10 protein-coding genes are annotated in these 15,848 nt (G+C 74.4%); 6 read left to right on the top strand and 4 right to left on the bottom strand.

Translation table 11 applies throughout. The features are described 5' to 3' along the window. Window positions 1-17 precede the first annotated feature (17 nt). The 4 genes from ACIGXM_RS08755 (at window position 18) to fxsT (ending at window position 8,836) form a co-directional block, all read left to right on the top strand. Entirely contained in the window at window positions 18-2,462 is a 2,445-nt protein-coding gene (locus tag ACIGXM_RS08755) for an FxsB family cyclophane-forming radical SAM/SPASM peptide maturase (RefSeq protein WP_396558303.1), read from the top strand. Window positions 2,463-2,467: 5 nt separating this feature from the next. Beyond that, complete coding sequence (locus ACIGXM_RS08750; protein ID WP_396558301.1) at window positions 2,468-3,277, top strand: aminoglycoside N(3)-acetyltransferase; 810 nt, start codon at window positions 2,468-2,470, stop codon at window positions 3,275-3,277. Window positions 3,278-3,447: 170 nt separating this feature from the next. Beyond that, window positions 3,448-4,779, top strand: a complete 1,332-nt coding sequence (locus tag ACIGXM_RS08745) for a TIR-like protein FxsC (RefSeq protein WP_396558299.1) — start codon at window positions 3,448-3,450, stop codon at window positions 4,777-4,779. After that, window positions 4,769-8,836: an FxSxx-COOH system tetratricopeptide repeat protein gene (gene fxsT, locus ACIGXM_RS08740; protein WP_396558297.1), complete on the top strand. Its 4,068-nt coding sequence runs from the start codon at window positions 4,769-4,771 to the stop codon at window positions 8,834-8,836. The genes ACIGXM_RS08745 and fxsT overlap by 11 nt, the downstream gene beginning before the upstream one ends. 62 nt (window positions 8,837-8,898) lie before the next feature. Here the strand turns inward: fxsT and ACIGXM_RS08735 are convergent, their stop codons facing one another. From ACIGXM_RS08735 to ACIGXM_RS08725, 3 genes are all read right to left on the bottom strand, one after another. Further along, window positions 8,899-9,765 carry an alpha/beta fold hydrolase gene (locus ACIGXM_RS08735; protein ID WP_396558295.1) on the bottom strand — a complete coding sequence of 289 codons (867 nt, stop codon included), beginning with the start codon at window positions 9,763-9,765 and terminating at the stop codon, window positions 8,899-8,901. 62 nt (window positions 9,766-9,827) lie between these two features. Continuing rightward, on the bottom strand, window positions 9,828-10,757 hold the full coding sequence (locus ACIGXM_RS08730) for a DUF4231 domain-containing protein (RefSeq protein ID WP_396558293.1): 930 nt from the start codon (window positions 10,755-10,757) through the stop codon (window positions 9,828-9,830). Window positions 10,758-10,980: 223 nt separating this feature from the next. Continuing rightward, the gene (locus tag ACIGXM_RS08725) at window positions 10,981-11,730 is read right to left on the bottom strand and encodes a sugar isomerase domain-containing protein (protein ID WP_396558291.1); all 750 of its coding nucleotides are present in this window, start codon (window positions 11,728-11,730) and stop codon (window positions 10,981-10,983) included. Window positions 11,731-11,902: 172 nt separating this feature from the next. Between ACIGXM_RS08725 and ACIGXM_RS08720 the strand changes: the two genes are divergently transcribed. Beyond that, entirely contained in the window at window positions 11,903-12,598 is a 696-nt protein-coding gene (locus ACIGXM_RS08720; RefSeq protein WP_396558289.1) for a metal-dependent transcriptional regulator, read from the top strand. A 594-nt stretch (window positions 12,599-13,192) separates the two neighbouring features. On the opposite strand, the gene ACIGXM_RS08715 is transcribed toward ACIGXM_RS08720, so the two are convergent. Continuing rightward, on the bottom strand, window positions 13,193-13,903 hold the full coding sequence (locus ACIGXM_RS08715; RefSeq protein ID WP_396558287.1) for a bifunctional DNA primase/polymerase: 711 nt from the start codon (window positions 13,901-13,903) through the stop codon (window positions 13,193-13,195). 562 nt (window positions 13,904-14,465) lie between these two features. Between ACIGXM_RS08715 and ACIGXM_RS08710 the strand changes: the two genes are divergently transcribed. After that, complete coding sequence (locus ACIGXM_RS08710) at window positions 14,466-15,842, top strand: transcriptional regulator (RefSeq protein ID WP_396558285.1); 1,377 nt, start codon at window positions 14,466-14,468, stop codon at window positions 15,840-15,842. Window positions 15,843-15,848 lie beyond the last annotated feature (6 nt).

Below are 15,848 nucleotides of genomic sequence, written 5' to 3'. Positions count from 1 at the left end.
CTCGGCGGGAGATCGGCATGACGCACCCCGCGGTCCCCTTCTCGCAGTTCGTGGTGAAGGTGCACAGCCGCTGTGACCTGGCCTGTGACCACTGCTACGTCTACGAACACGCCGACACCAGTTGGCGGGGCCGACCCAGGGCGATCGCCCCGGAGGTGCTGGACCAGACGGCCCGGCGGATCGCGGAGCACGCGGCCGCCCACCGGCTGCCGGCCGTCCACGTGGTGCTGCACGGCGGGGAACCCCTGCTCGCCGGCCCGGTGCTGCTGCGCCGGGCCGCCGAGAGCCTGCGCGCCGCGCTCCCGCCGGACTGCGCGCTCGACCTGCGGATCCACACCAACGGGGTCCGGCTGGACCGGGCGTTCTGCGAGCTCTTCGCCGAGCTGGACATCAAGGTCGGCATCTCGCTGGACGGTGACCGGGCCGCCAACGACCGGCACCGGCGCTTCGCCGACGGCCGCAGCAGCCACCCGCAGGTGCTGGCCGCCGTCGCCCTGCTGCGCCGGCCCGAGTACCGCCACCTCTACGCCGGCCTGCTCTGCACCATCGACGTGGCGAACGACCCGACCGCGGTCTACCGGGCGCTGGTCGCGCTGGAACCGCCCCGGATCGACTTCCTGCTGCCGCACGCCACCTGGGACACCCCGCCCGCGCGCCCGGGCGGCGCCGGGCCCACCCCGTACGCGGACTGGCTGCTGGCCGTCCACCGGCGCTGGGAGGCCGATGGCCGCCCGGTGCCGGTCCGCACCTTCGACTCCGTGCACCGCACCCTGCGCGGCGCCTCCAGCCTCACCGAGTCGATCGGCCTCGACCCCGCCGACCTGGTGGTGGTCGAGACGGACGGCACGCTGGAGCAGGCGGACAGCCTGAAGACCGCCTACGACGGCGCCCCCGCGACCGGCTTCGACGTCTTCCGGCACAGCCTCGACGAGGTCGCCCGGCACCCGGGCATGCTGGCCCGGCAGTCCGGCCTGGCCGGGCTCAGCGCGCAGTGCCGGGCCTGCCCGGTGGTCCGCAGCTGCGGGGGCGGCCTCTACGCGCACCGCTGGCGCACCGGCAGCGGCTTCGACAACCCGTCCGTCTTCTGCGGAGACCTGATGCAGCTCATCGGCACGATCCGGGACCGGATCGTCCCCGCCACCGCCCTGCCGGCCCAGGCGGCCGGCGCCCCGCCGGCCGGGGAGCCGCAGCCGCCTGTGCTGACCGAGCCCCAGCTCGACGAGCTCGCCCGCGGTCACGGTGGCGAGGCCGCCGTCCGGGCCCTGGCGGCGGCCGAACTCGGGCTCAGCCGCGGCCTGTTGGCGGCGGTCGGAGCGGACGCGCCGGGCGAGGCCTGGGCGCTGCTCACCGAGCTGGACCAGCGCGCGCCGCAGGCGGTGGACGCGGTGCTGGCCCACCCCTACCTGCGGACCTGGGCGGTGCGCTGCCTGCGCGGCGAGCCGGGCGCGGACCAGGGCGGCCTGGCCGAGGTGGCGGCCGCCGCGATGCTGCGGGCCGGCCGGCAGGACGAGCTGGCGCTGCCGGTTCGCGCCGGCGCCGTCCAGTTGCCCACGCTGGGCCGGCTGTTCACCGGCGGCAGCGGCACGGCCGTGCTGCGCGGCACGGCGGAGGGCTGCACCGTCCGCACCCCCGACGGCGAGCGGCTGCGGATCGGCTGGGACCAGGAGGCCGACGAGCGCTGGCAGCCGGTCCGCCGGGTCGCGCTGCCCGGCTGGACGGTGGCCCTGGAGGACACCGACCCCCAGCGGGACAGCCACCAGTGGCCGGTCGAGCCCCGGCTCTCCGCCGAGGCGCTGGCCGGCTGGACCGGCGCGCTGCGTGAGGCCTGGGAACTGACCGTCCGTGACCTGCCCGGCCACGCGGCCGGGATCGCCGCCGGCCTCGGCACCCTGACCCCGCTGCGGCCCGGTCCGGCCGGCCGGGACGTCAGCGCCGCCGCCCGGCAGGCCTTCGGCGCGGTCGGGATCGCCCGCCCGGCCACCGCGCCGATCCTCGCACTGCTCGTCGCGCACGAGTTCCAGCACGTCAAGCTGGGTGCGGTGCTGGACTTCCACGACCTCTACGACCCGGCCGACCAGGGCCGCTACCACGCCCCCTGGCGCCCCGACCCGCGCCCGCTGGAGGGCCTGCTGCAGGGCACGTACGCGCATCTCGCGGTCACCGAGTTCTGGGGCACCCGGGTGGCCGCCTACGACGGGCTGCCCGGCGAGCCGGCCGAGCACGCCCGGACCCAGCTGGCCACCTGGCGGGCGCTGACCGACCGGGCGATCGACACGCTGGCCGGCTCCGGCGCGCTCACCCCGCTCGGCGAGCGCTTCGCGGGCGGCATGCGGACCGCCGTGGCGCCCTGGCTGGCCGTCCCGGTCGGGGCGGCCGCGACGGCCGCCGCCGAGCGGGCGATCGCCGAGAACCAGGCCGCCTGGCAGGCCCGGCGGGCCGCGCCGGTGCCGGCGGGGTCCTGACGGCCGTGCACCCCGTCGAGCGGCACGCCGTCGAGGAGCTGGCCGGCGCGCTCCGGGAGCTCGGGCTGTCGCCGCGTACCGGTGTCCTGCTGGTGCACGCCTCGCTGCGCGCGGTCGGCCCGGTGGCGGGCGGCTCGACCGGGCTGCTGGCCGCGTTGCGCGCCGCGCTCGGCCCGGAGGGCACGGTGGTCGGCTACACCGCGACGCCGGAGAACTCCGACACCTCCCGGCTGCACGCCGAGGCCACCGCCGGGCTGGACGCCGCGGCGCTGGCCGCCTACCGGGCCGCCATGCCGCCCTTCGACCCGCTGCGCACGCCCTGTTCACCGACCATGGGCCGGCTCTCCGAGGAGCTGCGGACCACGCCGGGCGCGCTGCGCAGTGCCCATCCGCAGACCTCGTTCGCCGCGCTCGGCCCGCTCGCCCGGGAGCTGCTGGAGGACCACCCGCCGGAGTGCCACCTGGGCGAGCGCTCCCCGGTCGGGCGGCTCTACAAGGCGGGCGCCCAGGTGCTGATGCTGGGCGCGCCGCTGACCCGCTGCACCGTCTTCCACCTGGCCGAGTACCGCCTTCCGCAGGTGCCGCGGAAGCGCTACGGCTGCCGGGTGCTGGGCGCCGACGGCCGGCCCGAGTGGCTCCGGTTCGACGGGGTCGACCTGGACGACCGGCACTTCCCGCGGATGCTGGAGACCGTCCGGCCGCGGCTCACCGAGGTGCGCGAGGGGACGGTCGGGGCGGCCCGGGCGGTGCTGCTGCCGGTCGTCCCGGCCGTCGACCAGGCGACCCGCTGGCTCGCCGACCAGCTCGAGGGCTGACCTCCGGCCTGGCTGATCGCCAGATCCGGCAAAGGGACTGACAGTTGACGGTGCTCTGCCGCATGATCAGAGGGTTGGCTGGTTGCGCTATTCCCCTGGGGAAGCCGACCTTCCTACACTGAAGGCCCCGGCGGGGGTTCAGATGGTCGACTGGCCCGGGGGAGGCGCGGGTGAACGACGCTGACGGCGAGCGGAAGGCCTCGGCGAAGCCGCACTTCTTCCTCAGCTACGCGCACATGCCGCCGGTCGGCTCGCGCAACCCCAACCTGCGGGTCAGCCAGTTCTACGAGGACCTCTGCGAAGCCGTCCTGCAGTTGACGCCGCTGCCCACCGCCGAGCCGGTGGGTTTCATGGACGAGACCATGCACCAGGGCGACAACTGGGCGGCGAAGATCTCCGAGGCGCTGGCCACCTGCCGGGTGTTCGTGCCGCTCTACCACCCGCGGCTGTTCCGCAGCACGCCCTGCGGCCAGGAGTGGTACACCTTCGCGCAGCGGGCCGCCAACGCCCCCGGTGGCCCGGCCCAGAACAGCGCGATCGTGCCGGTGCTCTGGGTCGGCATGCGGGAGGGCGCGCTGCCGCCGGTGGCGAGTGCGGTGCAGTACAACCACTCCAGCTTTCCGCGCGCCTACACCGAGGACGGTCTGTACGCGCTGATGGCCCAGCGGCACCACCAGGGCCTGTACGAGAAGGTGGTCTACAAGCTCGCCCGGCGGATCGTCGAGGTGGCGCTGGAGACCGTCGTCCCGGTGGTCGAGCCGGTCGACTTCACCACCAACCCCTCCGCGTTCCCCGGCCGTTCGCCGGCCGACGAACTGACCATAGCCGTGCTGTCGTTCACCGCCGCCGAGCTGCCCGCGCACCGCGACCCGGCGTACTACGGCGAGCGCCGCGTCGACTGGCAGCCGTACCTGCGGGGTTCGGACGTCGCGCTGGCCGAGAAGGCCGCCCAGCTCGCCCGGCAGTGCGATCTCAACCCCACCATCCACGAGTTCGACGTCGAGGCGGCCCGGCTGATGGAGCTGGAGCAGCCGCTCGGCCCGGGCGTCGTCCTGGTCGACCGCTGGGTGCTGCGCGATCCCGGGCGGCGGGAGGTGGTCCGTGAGTTCGCCCGCCGCAACCCGGCCTGGGTGACCGTCGTGGAGCCGTGGAACCGGGACGACCCGCAGTGCGCGGCGGAGAACGCGGCCTTCGCGGCCCTCAGCGACGAGGTGCTGCGCCAGCGCGGCCGGTCCTCCGCCCGACCGTCCTTCCGGCCCGGCCCGGTGGACGGCTCCGACGCCGAAGGCGTGCCCACCGCACGGGACTTCGGCCTGGTCTTCCAGCACGCCGCGATCCGCGCCCAGAAGGCCTTCAAGGAACGCGGGCTGTCCCGGCCGGCGGCCGGCGGCGGCGAGAGCCGACCCAGCTTCCAGGGGGCTTTCAGCGGTACCGCACGCACACTTCCCAGCAGACCGGCAGAGCCCGGCGAGGACGACGACGGAGGCTTCCATGACGTCTGAACGGACCCGTAACCTCCGCGTCAGCGGCCGCAGTTCGGCCCAGGCGCCGGCGGCCGCCCCGGCGCCCTCCCGGGGGGACCAGGAGGACCGCCAGGGGCGGATCATCACCTTCTACTCCTACAAGGGCGGCACCGGGCGCACCATGGCGCTGGCCAACACCGCCTGGATCCTGGCCGCCAACGGCTTCCGGGTGCTCACCGTGGACTGGGACCTGGAGGCCCCCGGGCTGGCCAAGTTCTTCCACCCCTTCCTGGACCCGGCCGAACTGGTCGAGGCCCCGGGCGTGATGACGCTGATCAACGACTACCGGGAGGAGGCGCTGCGGGAGACCGAGCTGCACGCCGACGCCCTGCTGGAACCCGAGCGCTACCGGGAGGAGCTGGCCTCGATCGGCCACACCCCCGGCTGGCACCTGGACTACGCCAAGGTGGCCGGACACGCGCTGCCGCTCTCCTGGAACGGGTTCCCCGGCGGGGGCAGGATCGAGTTCCTCTCGGCCGGCCGGCAGGACCGCGACTACTCCGGCACCCTGGGCGGCCTGGACTGGGACATCTTCTACGAGCGGTTCGACGGTGGGCAGTTCTTCGACGCGCTCCGGGCCGACATGCGCCGGCGCTACGACTACGTGCTGATCGACAGCCGGACCGGACTCTCCGACACGGCCGAGATCTGCACCGTGCAGATGCCCGACGACCTGGTGGTCTGCTTCACGTTGAGCGACCAGAGCATCGACGGCGCCTCCCGGATCGCCCAGCACATCGCCGACCGCTACCGCGACCGCGGCATCCGGATCCTGCCGGTCCCGATGCGGATCGACGACTTCGAGAAGGACAAGGCGGACGCCGGCCGCTCGCTGGCCCGGATCCGCTTCGACGGTCTGCCCTCCGGCTACGTCGGCGAGGACCTGGTGCACTACTGGGGCTCGGTGGAGATCCCGTACCGGCCGTTCTACGCCTACGAGGAGATCCTGGCCACCTTCGGCGACAAGCCCGGCACCCCGACCACCATGCTCTCCGCCTGCGAGCGGCTCTGCGACGTGCTCACCGAGGGCCGGGTCTCCGCGCTGCCGCCGATGGACGAGGAGGTGCGGCTGCGCTACATCGAGGCGTTCACCCGACGCCGACCGGCGGTGCCCGCCGACATCTACCTCAGCTACGTGCCCGAGGACCGGATGTGGGCGGACTGGATCGAGTACGTGCTCGGCGCCGCCGGGTTCCGGGTGCTGCCGCGGGACGTCGGCGCGGGCTCGGACACCCGGGCCGAGACCGAGCGCTCGGTGGACGCCGCGTTCCGGACCGTCGCGGTGCTCTCGCCCGCCTACCTGCGCTCGCCGCAGGCCCGGGCGCTGTGGGAGTCGGTGGTCGGCTCCGACCCGTCCGGCACCCGGCGCCAGCTGATCCCGGTCCGGGTCGGCTCCACCCCGCTGGCCGCGCCGTTCAGCAGCCGCAACCCGGTCGACCTGGTCAACCTCAAGGAGCCGCAGGCGCTCGCGGCGCTGGTCAAGGCGCTCGGCCGGGACGAACTGCCGCACATCGACCCGACGGTCGGCCCGCGGTTCCCCGGCACCCAGCCGGAGATCTGGAACGTGCCGCCGCGCAACACCTACTTCACCGGCCGGGCGGAGGTGCTGGAACGGCTGCGCAACCAGCTCGGCGGCGGCACCACGGCGGTGCTGCCGGTGCCGCAGACGCTGTACGGACTCGGCGGGGTCGGCAAGACCCAGGTGGCCCAGGAGTACGCGCACCGGTTCATGGCCGACTACGACCTGGTGTGGTGGATCTCGGCCGAGCAGGAGGAGGAGATCCAGGGTCAACTAGCCGAGCTCGCACGAAAGATGGGCCGGGCCAGCAACGAGCCGGTGGCGCTCGCGGCGGACATAGCACTGGAGGCGCTGCGCCGCGGCGATCGGGCCAAGCGCTGGCTGCTGATCTTCGACAACGCCGACGAGCCGTCCGAGATCCGCCGCTACTTCCCCGGCGGGTCCGGCCACATCCTGGTCACCTCGCGCAACCAGGCCTGGTCCACCCACGCCGAGGCGCTCACCATGGACGTCTTCACCCGTGGCGAGAGCATCGACCACCTGACCCGGCGCACCGAGGGCGCGCTCAGCCGGACCGACGCCGACGCGGTGGCCGAGGCGGTCGGCGACCTGCCGCTGGCCGTCGAGGTCGCCGGCGCCTGGCTGAAGGCCACCGGTACCCCGGTCGCCGAGTACATCGCCGCGCTGCAGTCCGAGGCGGCCCGGGTGTTGGAGCTGGGCCGGCCGGTGGACTACCCGATGACCGTCGGCGCCACCTGGCGGGTCTCCATCGCCCGGCTGCGCCAGCAGTCCCCGGCCGCCGCCCGGATGCTCCAGCTCTGCGCGTACTTCGCGCCCGAGCCGATCTCGATGAACCTCTTCTACAGCGACCAGATGATCCGGGCGCTGGTCCCGTTCGACCCCGGGCTGAGTGACAAGTTCCTGCTCGGCCGGGTGATCCAGGCGATCGGCCGGTACGCGCTGGCCAAGGTGGACGCGGGCGCCAACAGCATCCAGGTGCACCGGCTGGTCCAGGAGGTCATCCGTTCGGAGATGACCCCGGAGGAGCAGAACGACACCGTGCACGAGGTGCATCGGATCCTGATCGGCGCCCGGCCGGTCGTCGGCGACACCGACGACCCGGCCAACTGGCCGGCGTTCGAGGAGATCTGGCCGCACCTGTCGCCGTCCCGGGCGCACGACTGCGACGAGTCCGACACCCGCCAGCTGATGATCGACCGGGTCCGCTACCTGTGGAAGCGCGGCGAGTTCGCGCAGGCCCGGCGGATGGGCCACCTGCTGGACGAGGCCTGGACCGCCAAGCTCGGCCAGGACGACCGGCAGACCCTGCTGCTGCGCTTCCAGCTCGCCAACGTGATGCGCTCGCAGGGCCAGTACGCGGACGCCATGGAGCTGGACGAGGACACCCTGGAACGCCAGCGCCGGGTGCTCGGCGAGCACCACCCGTACACCCTGATGACCGCCGGCTCGCTGAGCGCGGACCGGCGGGCGCTGGGCGAGTTCGCCAAGGCGATGGAGCTGGACCGGGAGATCCTGGACCGGTTCCGCGAGCAGTTCGGCGAGGACAACCCGCGGACCCTGTCGATCGCCAACAACCTGGCCATCGACTACCGGCTGGTCGGCGACAGCACGGCGGCGCAGGAGCTGGACCAGGACACCCTGGACCGGCGCGCCCTGGTGCTCGGGCCGAAGCACCCGTACACCCTCTCCAGCAAGTCCAACCTGGCCCGCGACCTGCGCGAAGGCGGCGACTACGAAGGCTCGGTGACGATCCACCAGGAGGTCGTCGAGGCCTACGCCGAGGTGCTCGACATCGACGTGCCGGAGATCCTGCGCAACGCCAAGTCGCTGGCCGTCTCGCTGCGCAAGGCGGGTCGGCAGGCCGAGGCGCGCCGGCTCACCAAGGAGACCTACGAGCGCTACCTGGAGCGCTACGGCGAGAACGCCCCGGACACGCTGGCCTGCGCGCTCAACCTGGCCGCCGACTACAGCGCCGGCGGCGACAAGGACGCGGCCCGCGACCTGGCCCGCCAGGTGCACGTCGGCCACCAGCAACTCTTCGGCGAGGAGCACCCGTTCACCCTGGCCTGCGCCAACAACCTGGTGATCTACCTGCGCGGCAGCGGCAGCGTCGCGGAGGCCGCGGAGCTGGGCCGGGCGACGGTGGACGCACTGCGCCGGGTGCTCGGCCCGGACCACCCGTTCACCCTCAACGGCATGATCAACCTGGCCAACTGCTACGGCGACCTCGGCCGGTTCGCCGAGGCGGAGGAGCTGGAGCAGACCTCCTACCGCGGCCTGTGCGTCCGCTACAGCCCGCGCCACCCGGACGCGGTCTCCTGTCAGGCCAACCTCGCCATCACCCTGCGCGGCGCCGGCCGCGCCAACCAGGCCGCCGAACTCCGCGCCCGCGCGGTCGCCGAGTTCATCCGCCAGCTGGGCGAGGAACACCCCAACACGGTCTCCGCCCGTGGCTGGAAGCGCATCAACCGCGACCTGGAACCGCAGCCGGTCTGAGCGTCCGGGTGCCGGAGGCCCACCGGGCCGGCGGCACCCGGACGCGGCCCCGGGGGCGCGGCTCAGCCCGCCGCCCACTTCAGCGCCGCCGTGAGCACGCGGAACGAGCTGAAGTGGGCCGCGCCGGGCTCCAGGAAGAGGGTGGCGTCGGGGATGTGGGTGGCCAGCCAGCGGGAGTGGTCGACCGGGGAGAAGGCGTCGTCGGCGCCGTGCCAGAGCCAGGTGGCCGCGGTGACGTCCTGGGCCTTGAAACCCCAGTCGGTGGTGAAGGCCAGCACGTCGTCGATCCAGCCGTCCGCGTTCTGCCGGAACGCCTCACGGTAGTTGCGCTGCAGCATCCGACGGATGCCCGCGTCGGAGACCACCGCCCGGTCGCTGCCGCGCAGTTCGCGGCGCAGGCCGGCCAGCAGGGTGGCCGGGTCGTCCCGGATCCGGCGGGCGCGCAGCTCCATGGTGGCGGCGATCCGCTGGTGGTCGCGCTCGGCGGCCCGGTAGTCGCGGACGTTGGAGGGGGTCATCCCGCCGTACCAGTCCAGCCCCTCGGCGTCCCAGGGGGCCAGACTGACCAGCACCGCCACCCGGTGCACCCGGCCGGGCAGCAGGGCGCCGCAGGCCAGCGCGTGCGGGCCGCCGCCGGAGCGGCCGACCACGGCGAACCGGGCGAGCCCGAACTCGTCGGCGATCGCCTGCACGTCGGCGGCGGCCGCGGCCACCTGGCGGCCCTGCAGCCGGTCCGAGCCGCCGTAGCCGGGGCGGTCGAAGGCGATCAACCGGACACCCAGGTTGTAGAGCACGGTGCTGCGTGGGGTGGGCCCGATGCGGCTGCCGGGCGTTCCGTGGAGCAGGAAGACCGGCTTGCCGGCGGGATATCCGAAGGTCTCCACCGCCAGCTTCCGGCCGTCGGCGGTCTTGACCAGTCGCGGCTGCACGCCGGGGCCTCCGATACCTAGGGGACAGGGACGAGGTGGTGCTGTGCGTTCCGGACGAGCGGTCAGCGGTCAAGCCCGCGCTCCTCGCGGCGGGCCTGCCAGGTGGTGTGCTCGCGCGAGACGGCGTCCTCGGCGTCCCGGGCGAGCCGGGCCCAGAGCTCCTCCGCGTCGGCCGCGGTGAGGTCCAGGCCGGTGAGCTGGGTGCGGATCAGTTCCAGTTCGTCGGCGGCGAGCTGGTAGGCGGTGGCCTGCGGCTGGTACTGCCGCAGGTGGGCCCAGGCGGTGACCGCCGCGGCGACGGCGGAGACCGCTCCGAGCGGGGCGTGGTCGAGCCGGCCGAGCGCGCGCGGCACCGCCAGCGCCACGCCCAGCAGTGGAAGGGCCACCCCGAGCAGCCCGGTGATCCGGTTGGCGGCGGCGCAGTAGCGGGCCTTGGCCTGGTACCAGTCGTGTTGGGCCCGGACCCGCTCGCGCAGGTACACCTCCCGGCGCACGGTGAGCGGCTGCTCGCGCAACTCCCGCATCGCCGCGGTGAGTCCGCCGGCCCGCGCGACGGCGTCCGCGGGGAGCGCCCGGCTGTGCTCGAACCCGCGCAGGATGCCGCGCAGTTGGAGCCGGTAGAGGCCCTCGGCGTCCGGCAGGGTGGTCGGCGGTGGCTGATAGGCGTCGGCCCGGACCGCGAACTTCCAGGCGAGTGTCTTGACGGACTCGGCCGCGGCCCGCCCCTCGTACCAGAGGCCCTGCGGGTTCTGCCGGCTGAGCAGCACGGCGAGGCAGGCGGTGGCCAGGTAGGCGGCGGTGGCCAGCCAGGCGCTGGGCGCCCCGCCGACCGAGCCGGCCGCGGCCGCGGCGGTGAGCAGCAGCAGTTCGCCACGGGAGAGGTTGACGGCCCGGCGCTGGCCGTGCAGCGAGGCGGAGTCGGCGATCCGGAAGAGCTCAGGCAGCAGCTCGGCCTCGCGGACGAAGCCCGTCGGTCCCGTACCGGCTGCCATCCGGTCCCCCCGTAGCGCGGCGTCGTGTCGTCCGGACGCTGACGTACTGCCCTCGGGGGAGGGCGACTACGCCTGGCGTCCGGCCAGTATGAGCGGTCGGGGCCGCCGCGGACAGGTCGGTACGCGCCGTTCTCGGGAGCGGCGGAGTGAAGGGGGGCTCGCGGGGTGGCGGTGGCGGGCGGTGGGCGCGGGGAACCGGCGGGCGCGGGGCTGAAAGCCCCGTTCAGTACGCGTAGAAGATCCGGTCGGCGTGCTCGGCCATCAGCCTGGCGTTCCATTCCGTGCCGCCGTCCACGTTGCCGGAGCGGAACAGCGGCGGAGTGTGCCCGGCGTCCGCGAGCAGGCCGATCGCGGCCACCACCACGGCCTGCATCAGGGCGCTGGTGACGATGGTGGAGACCGAGCCGAAGGCGGTGTCCGCGCCGGGGTGGCCGAGCTCGCCGTCGCCGACCGCGATCTTGCTGTCCAGCACCACGTCACAGTGGTCCTTCAGGAAGCTGCCGGACGGGTGCTGGGAGCTGACCCGCCCCGGATAGGCCAGCGAGGTGAGCCCGACCACGTGCAGGCCACGAGCCCGGGCGTGCGCGGCCAGCTCGACCGGCATGACCTGCCGGCCGGAGAGCGAGACCACGAAGAGCAGGTCGCCGGCCCGGGCCGGGGTGAGGTCCAGGGCGGCGGTGGCCAGGCCGGAGACCCGCTCCAGGGCACTGCCGAGCGGCGCGGGCATCACGGTGACGCCGGCCATCCCGGGGACGTTCAGCAGGTTGACCGGGACCAGGCCGCCGGCCCGGTACACCACGTCCTGGGCGGCCAGCGCGGAGTGGCCGGCACCGAAGGTGAAGACCCGGCGCCGCTCGGTCACCGCGTCGGCCAGCAGCCGGGCGGCCCGGGCGACGTTCTCGGCCTCCTCGGTCCGCACCCGCTGGAGGTGGGCCACCGCGGTGTCGAAGTACTGCCCGACCAGGTCGTCCATGAGATCTTCCCTGCCACCAGTGGAGAAAGCTACGGCGAGCACCGTGCGGCCTGGAGCGTCCCGCTGTCAACAGGGACGAAAACGTCTCCCCCGACCGGTCGTGCGGCCTCGGTTGTCGGTCCGGTACGTCAGAATTGGCGGTGAGGACACCGAGGGAACGGAGCCGGCGGCGATGTCTGGGCTGATCGATACGACTGAGATGTACCTTCGCACCATCCTGGAGCTGGAGGAAGAGGGCATCACCCCGATGCGGGCCCGGATCGCCGAGCGGCTGGAGCAGAGCGGCCCCACGGTGAGCCAGACGGTCGGGCGGATGGAGCGAGACGGGCTGCTCCAGGTCGCCGGGGACCGCCATCTGGAGCTGACCGAGGAGGGCCGCCGGCTCGCCGTCCGGGTGATGCGCAAGCACCGGATCGCCGAGTGCCTGCTGGTCGACGTGATCGGCCTGGAGTGGGAGGAGGTGCACGAGGAGGCCTGCCGCTGGGAGCACGTGATGAGCGAGACGGTCGAGCGCAAGGTGCTGGCGATGCTCGGGCACCCGACCCAGTCGCCGTACGGCAACCCGATCCCGGGGCTGGACGAGCTGGGCGACACCAAGGCCGAGGGTGAGGGCTTCGACGCCGCCCTGGTCACCCTGGACTCGCTGCGCCCGGGGGATGACGGCGCCAGCGTGGTGGTGCGCCGGATCGGCGAGCCGATCCAGACCGACGAGGACCTGATGCGCACGCTGCGCCGGGCCGGGATCCGCCCGGGGGCGACCGTGCAGGTGGCGCCGGCGCTCGGCGGCGTGCTGGTGGGCAGCGGCGAGAACGCGGCCGAGCTGGGCAAGGACATCGCGGCGCACGTCTTCGTGGCCGCCCAGCTGTAGCCGAGGAGCACGTGCGTCGGGGGCCGGGGGGGCCCCCCCCCCCCGCCCCCCCCGGCCCCCCCCCCCCCCCCCCCCCCACCCCCCCCCCCCCCCCCCCCCCCCCCCCGCCCCCCCCCCCACCCCGCCCCCCGCCCCCCCCCGCCCCCCCCCGCGCCCCCCGCCCCCCGGGCCCGCCCCCGCCCCCCCGGCCCCCGGGCCCGCCCCCCCCCCCGGCGCCCGCCCCGGGGGGGGGGGGGGCCCGGGGGCCCCCCCCCCCCCCCCCCCCCCACGGTCCCACCCCGCTCCCCACCCGTTTCCCTCCCTGCCCCCCGTTCCCTCCCGTTTCCCCTCCGTGCCACGCCCGGCTTCCCCGTCCAGGCGTCCCCTCCGGCTCCCCCGGTCCAGAATCCCCGAGTTGCCCCTTTCCTGATGCTTTGTGGCCATCCGCGCTCGGAGGGATTCATCCCCTCGGCAGATCGCGCCAATCCTTGAGCGCTGTCACTCGTCCGAGCGGCTTCTGGAGCCGATCAACGGGTACACCGGTGTCTTATCCGGGCACGCCGATGGTGGGCCTGGAGTCCAGGCCCACCATGGCAGGGGGGAGATGACGCCGGGTCAGCGCACCGCCGCCGGCTGCGGGGGCTGAACCGGGCGCGGGGGAGAGGCCTCGCGCCCGCAGGCGTACGCCAGCGGATTGATCAGCTCGGCGGCGTCCGGCAGCCAGCGGTTCAGCTCGGACGGCGGCAGGGCCCACTGGGCGAACTGGTACGGGCCGACCCGGGACGGCGGGGCGACGATCCAGTCGCCCTCGCCGCGGGTCACCAGGTCGAGCCGGCCGGGCGCCCAGCCGAGCTTGCGCAGCATCTCCGGCAGCTTGGCCTGCACCCCGGGCAGCACCAGGAAGAGCAGCCGGCGACCGTGCTGCCCGGGCGCCGGGGGGACCGCCACCACCGGGCCGAGCTGGAGCTCCATCCGCTCCATCCGGGCCAGCGCCAGGCAGCCGGCCCGCTCCGGCACGTCCAGCGCGTCGAAGGAACGTCCGGTCGGCAGCAGGATCGAGGCCTGCGGGTGCTCGGTCCACCAGCGGCGGACCACGCCCGGGCCGGCGCTGGCCCGCCGCCGCCAGTCCTGGCCGGTGGGGTGCGCGCCCGGCATCGGGCAGCGCGGGTCGCCGCACGAGCAGCGGGCCGGCCCGTCGTCCTCGACCAGCCAGGTGCCGGGTGCGACCTCCCAGTGCCGGTCCTCCGCGTATCTGACCGCCTCGATCAGCAATGGGGGGATCGTGCCGGCACTGCCCTGCTCCGGGGTTCCTGGGGTCTGTTCCACGTGCTGCTCAACTGGCTTGCGTGGAGCGGGTTACGGCCGGGTGCGGGGCGGCCGGCCGGGAGTCGGTAATGTCACCCGAACCGGTGAGCGGCGGTCGGAGGTGGACACCCGGCCGGGGGTGGCGCACGGGGCCGTGCGCCGTCGGGACCGCCGCCGGCGGTCCGCGCCTGCGGTGGCGTGGACCATGGCGCGAGCCATGGCGCGTGAAGGGCGGGCCGTGGGTGCGTGGGTGGCGTCGAACCCGCCGCCGGGCCCGCCGGAGCCAGGCGTACGGAGTGGAATCGAGCGGCGATCGGGGTGGCGTCGGGCCCGCGTCCGACGTTTGGGTCCGGACGGGCGCAACGGGGGCGCACGGGAGCATTTTGCCGGGCGCGTATGAGGAACGGGTCGTCCGCATGGGTATCCCGATGGTGTCGTTGATCGCTAACCTGGCCTCAAGTTCCTTCACTGGCCGGGTAGTCGGCGCGCCATGAGTCCGACGGGCTCGGTCGGCCGCAGGTACCAGAGCAGCAGAGTCGACGCCCGCCGGCCGGAACCGGAGGGCGCTGGGGAGGCGAAGCCCATGGCCGCGAGACCACTCGTCGCACGACAGCCCAACGAGCGCCTGCAGTCGCTGATCCAGGAGGCGAGCTGCTCCAACGCGGGGCTGGCCCGCCGGGTCAACCTCTGCGGGGCCGAGCACGGGCTGGACCTGCGCTACGACAAGACCTCGGTCGCCCGCTGGCTGCGCGGCCAGCAACCGCGCGGCCAGGCACCGGCGGTGATCGCCGAGGCGCTCGGCCGCAAACTCGGCCGGGGGGTGACCGTCGACGAGATCGGCATGGCCGACGGCAAGAACCTCACCTCGGGCGTCGGGCTGCAGTTCGCCGCGACCCTGAGCGGGGCGCTGGAGCAGGTCTGCGAGCTGTGGCGCAGCGACGTCGGCCGGCGCGACTTCCTGAACGGCGCCTCGGTGGCCGCCTCGGCACTGGTCGAGCCCAGCCGGGACTGGCTGATCACCCCGCCCGACCCGGTGGTGGCGCGCAGCGGCGGCCCCCGGGTCGGTCCGTCCGACGTCGCGGCGATCCGGGCCACCACCGAGATGCTGGTCGACCTGGACCACCGCTTCGGCAGCGGCCACGTCCGACCGGTGGTGGTGCACTACCTGAACAGCGTGGTCTCCGGCCTGCTCAGCGGCGGCTACCGGGAGGAGACCGGGCGCCAACTGTTCGCGGCGGTGGCCAGGTTGACCGAGCTGGCCGGGTACATGGCGGTGGACACCGGGCAACCGGGGCTGGCCCAGCGCTACTACATCCAGGCGCTGCGGCTCGCCCAGGCCGCCGACGACCGCGGCTACGGCGGCTACGTGCTGGCCGCCTCGATGAGCCACCTGGCGGCCACCCTGGGCAACCCGCGGGAGATCGCCCAACTCGCCCGCGCGGCCCAGGAGGGCGCCCGATCGGTGGCCACCCCCACCGCGATGGCGATGTTCTACGCCGCCGAGGCGCGCGGCCACGCGCTGCTCGGCGACGCCCGGTCCTGCGACCTGGTGGCGGCCCGGGCGGTCGCGGCGATGGAGCAGCGCAACCCGGAGGACGACCCGGACTGGATCGCGCACTTCGACGAGGCCTACCTGGCCGACGAGTTGGCGCACTGCTACCGGGACCTGGAACAGGCCAAGCAGGCCGAGCGGCAGGCCCGGATCGCGCTCGACCTGCACCCGCCGACCCGGGTCCGGCGGCGGGCGGTGGACCTGGTGCTGCTCGCCACCGCGCAGTTGCAGCAGCGTGAGGTGGAACGGGCCTGCGAGACCGGGGCTCAGGCGATGCGGCTGCTGAACGGCCTGCGCTCGAACCGCGGGGTGGAGTACCTGGACGACTTCCGGCGCCGCCTGGAGCCGTACCGCGACTACCGGGTGGTGCGCGAGTTCCAGCAGCGTGCCGAGGTGGAAGCGGCGTGACGGAGG

The organism is Kitasatospora sp. NPDC052896 (genome assembly GCF_044547075.1).
Lineage (GTDB): Bacteria > Actinomycetota > Actinomycetes > Streptomycetales > Streptomycetaceae > Kitasatospora.
Note: the sequence above shows the minus strand (reverse complement) of the source record. Positions and strands in the feature narration are given on the sequence as shown.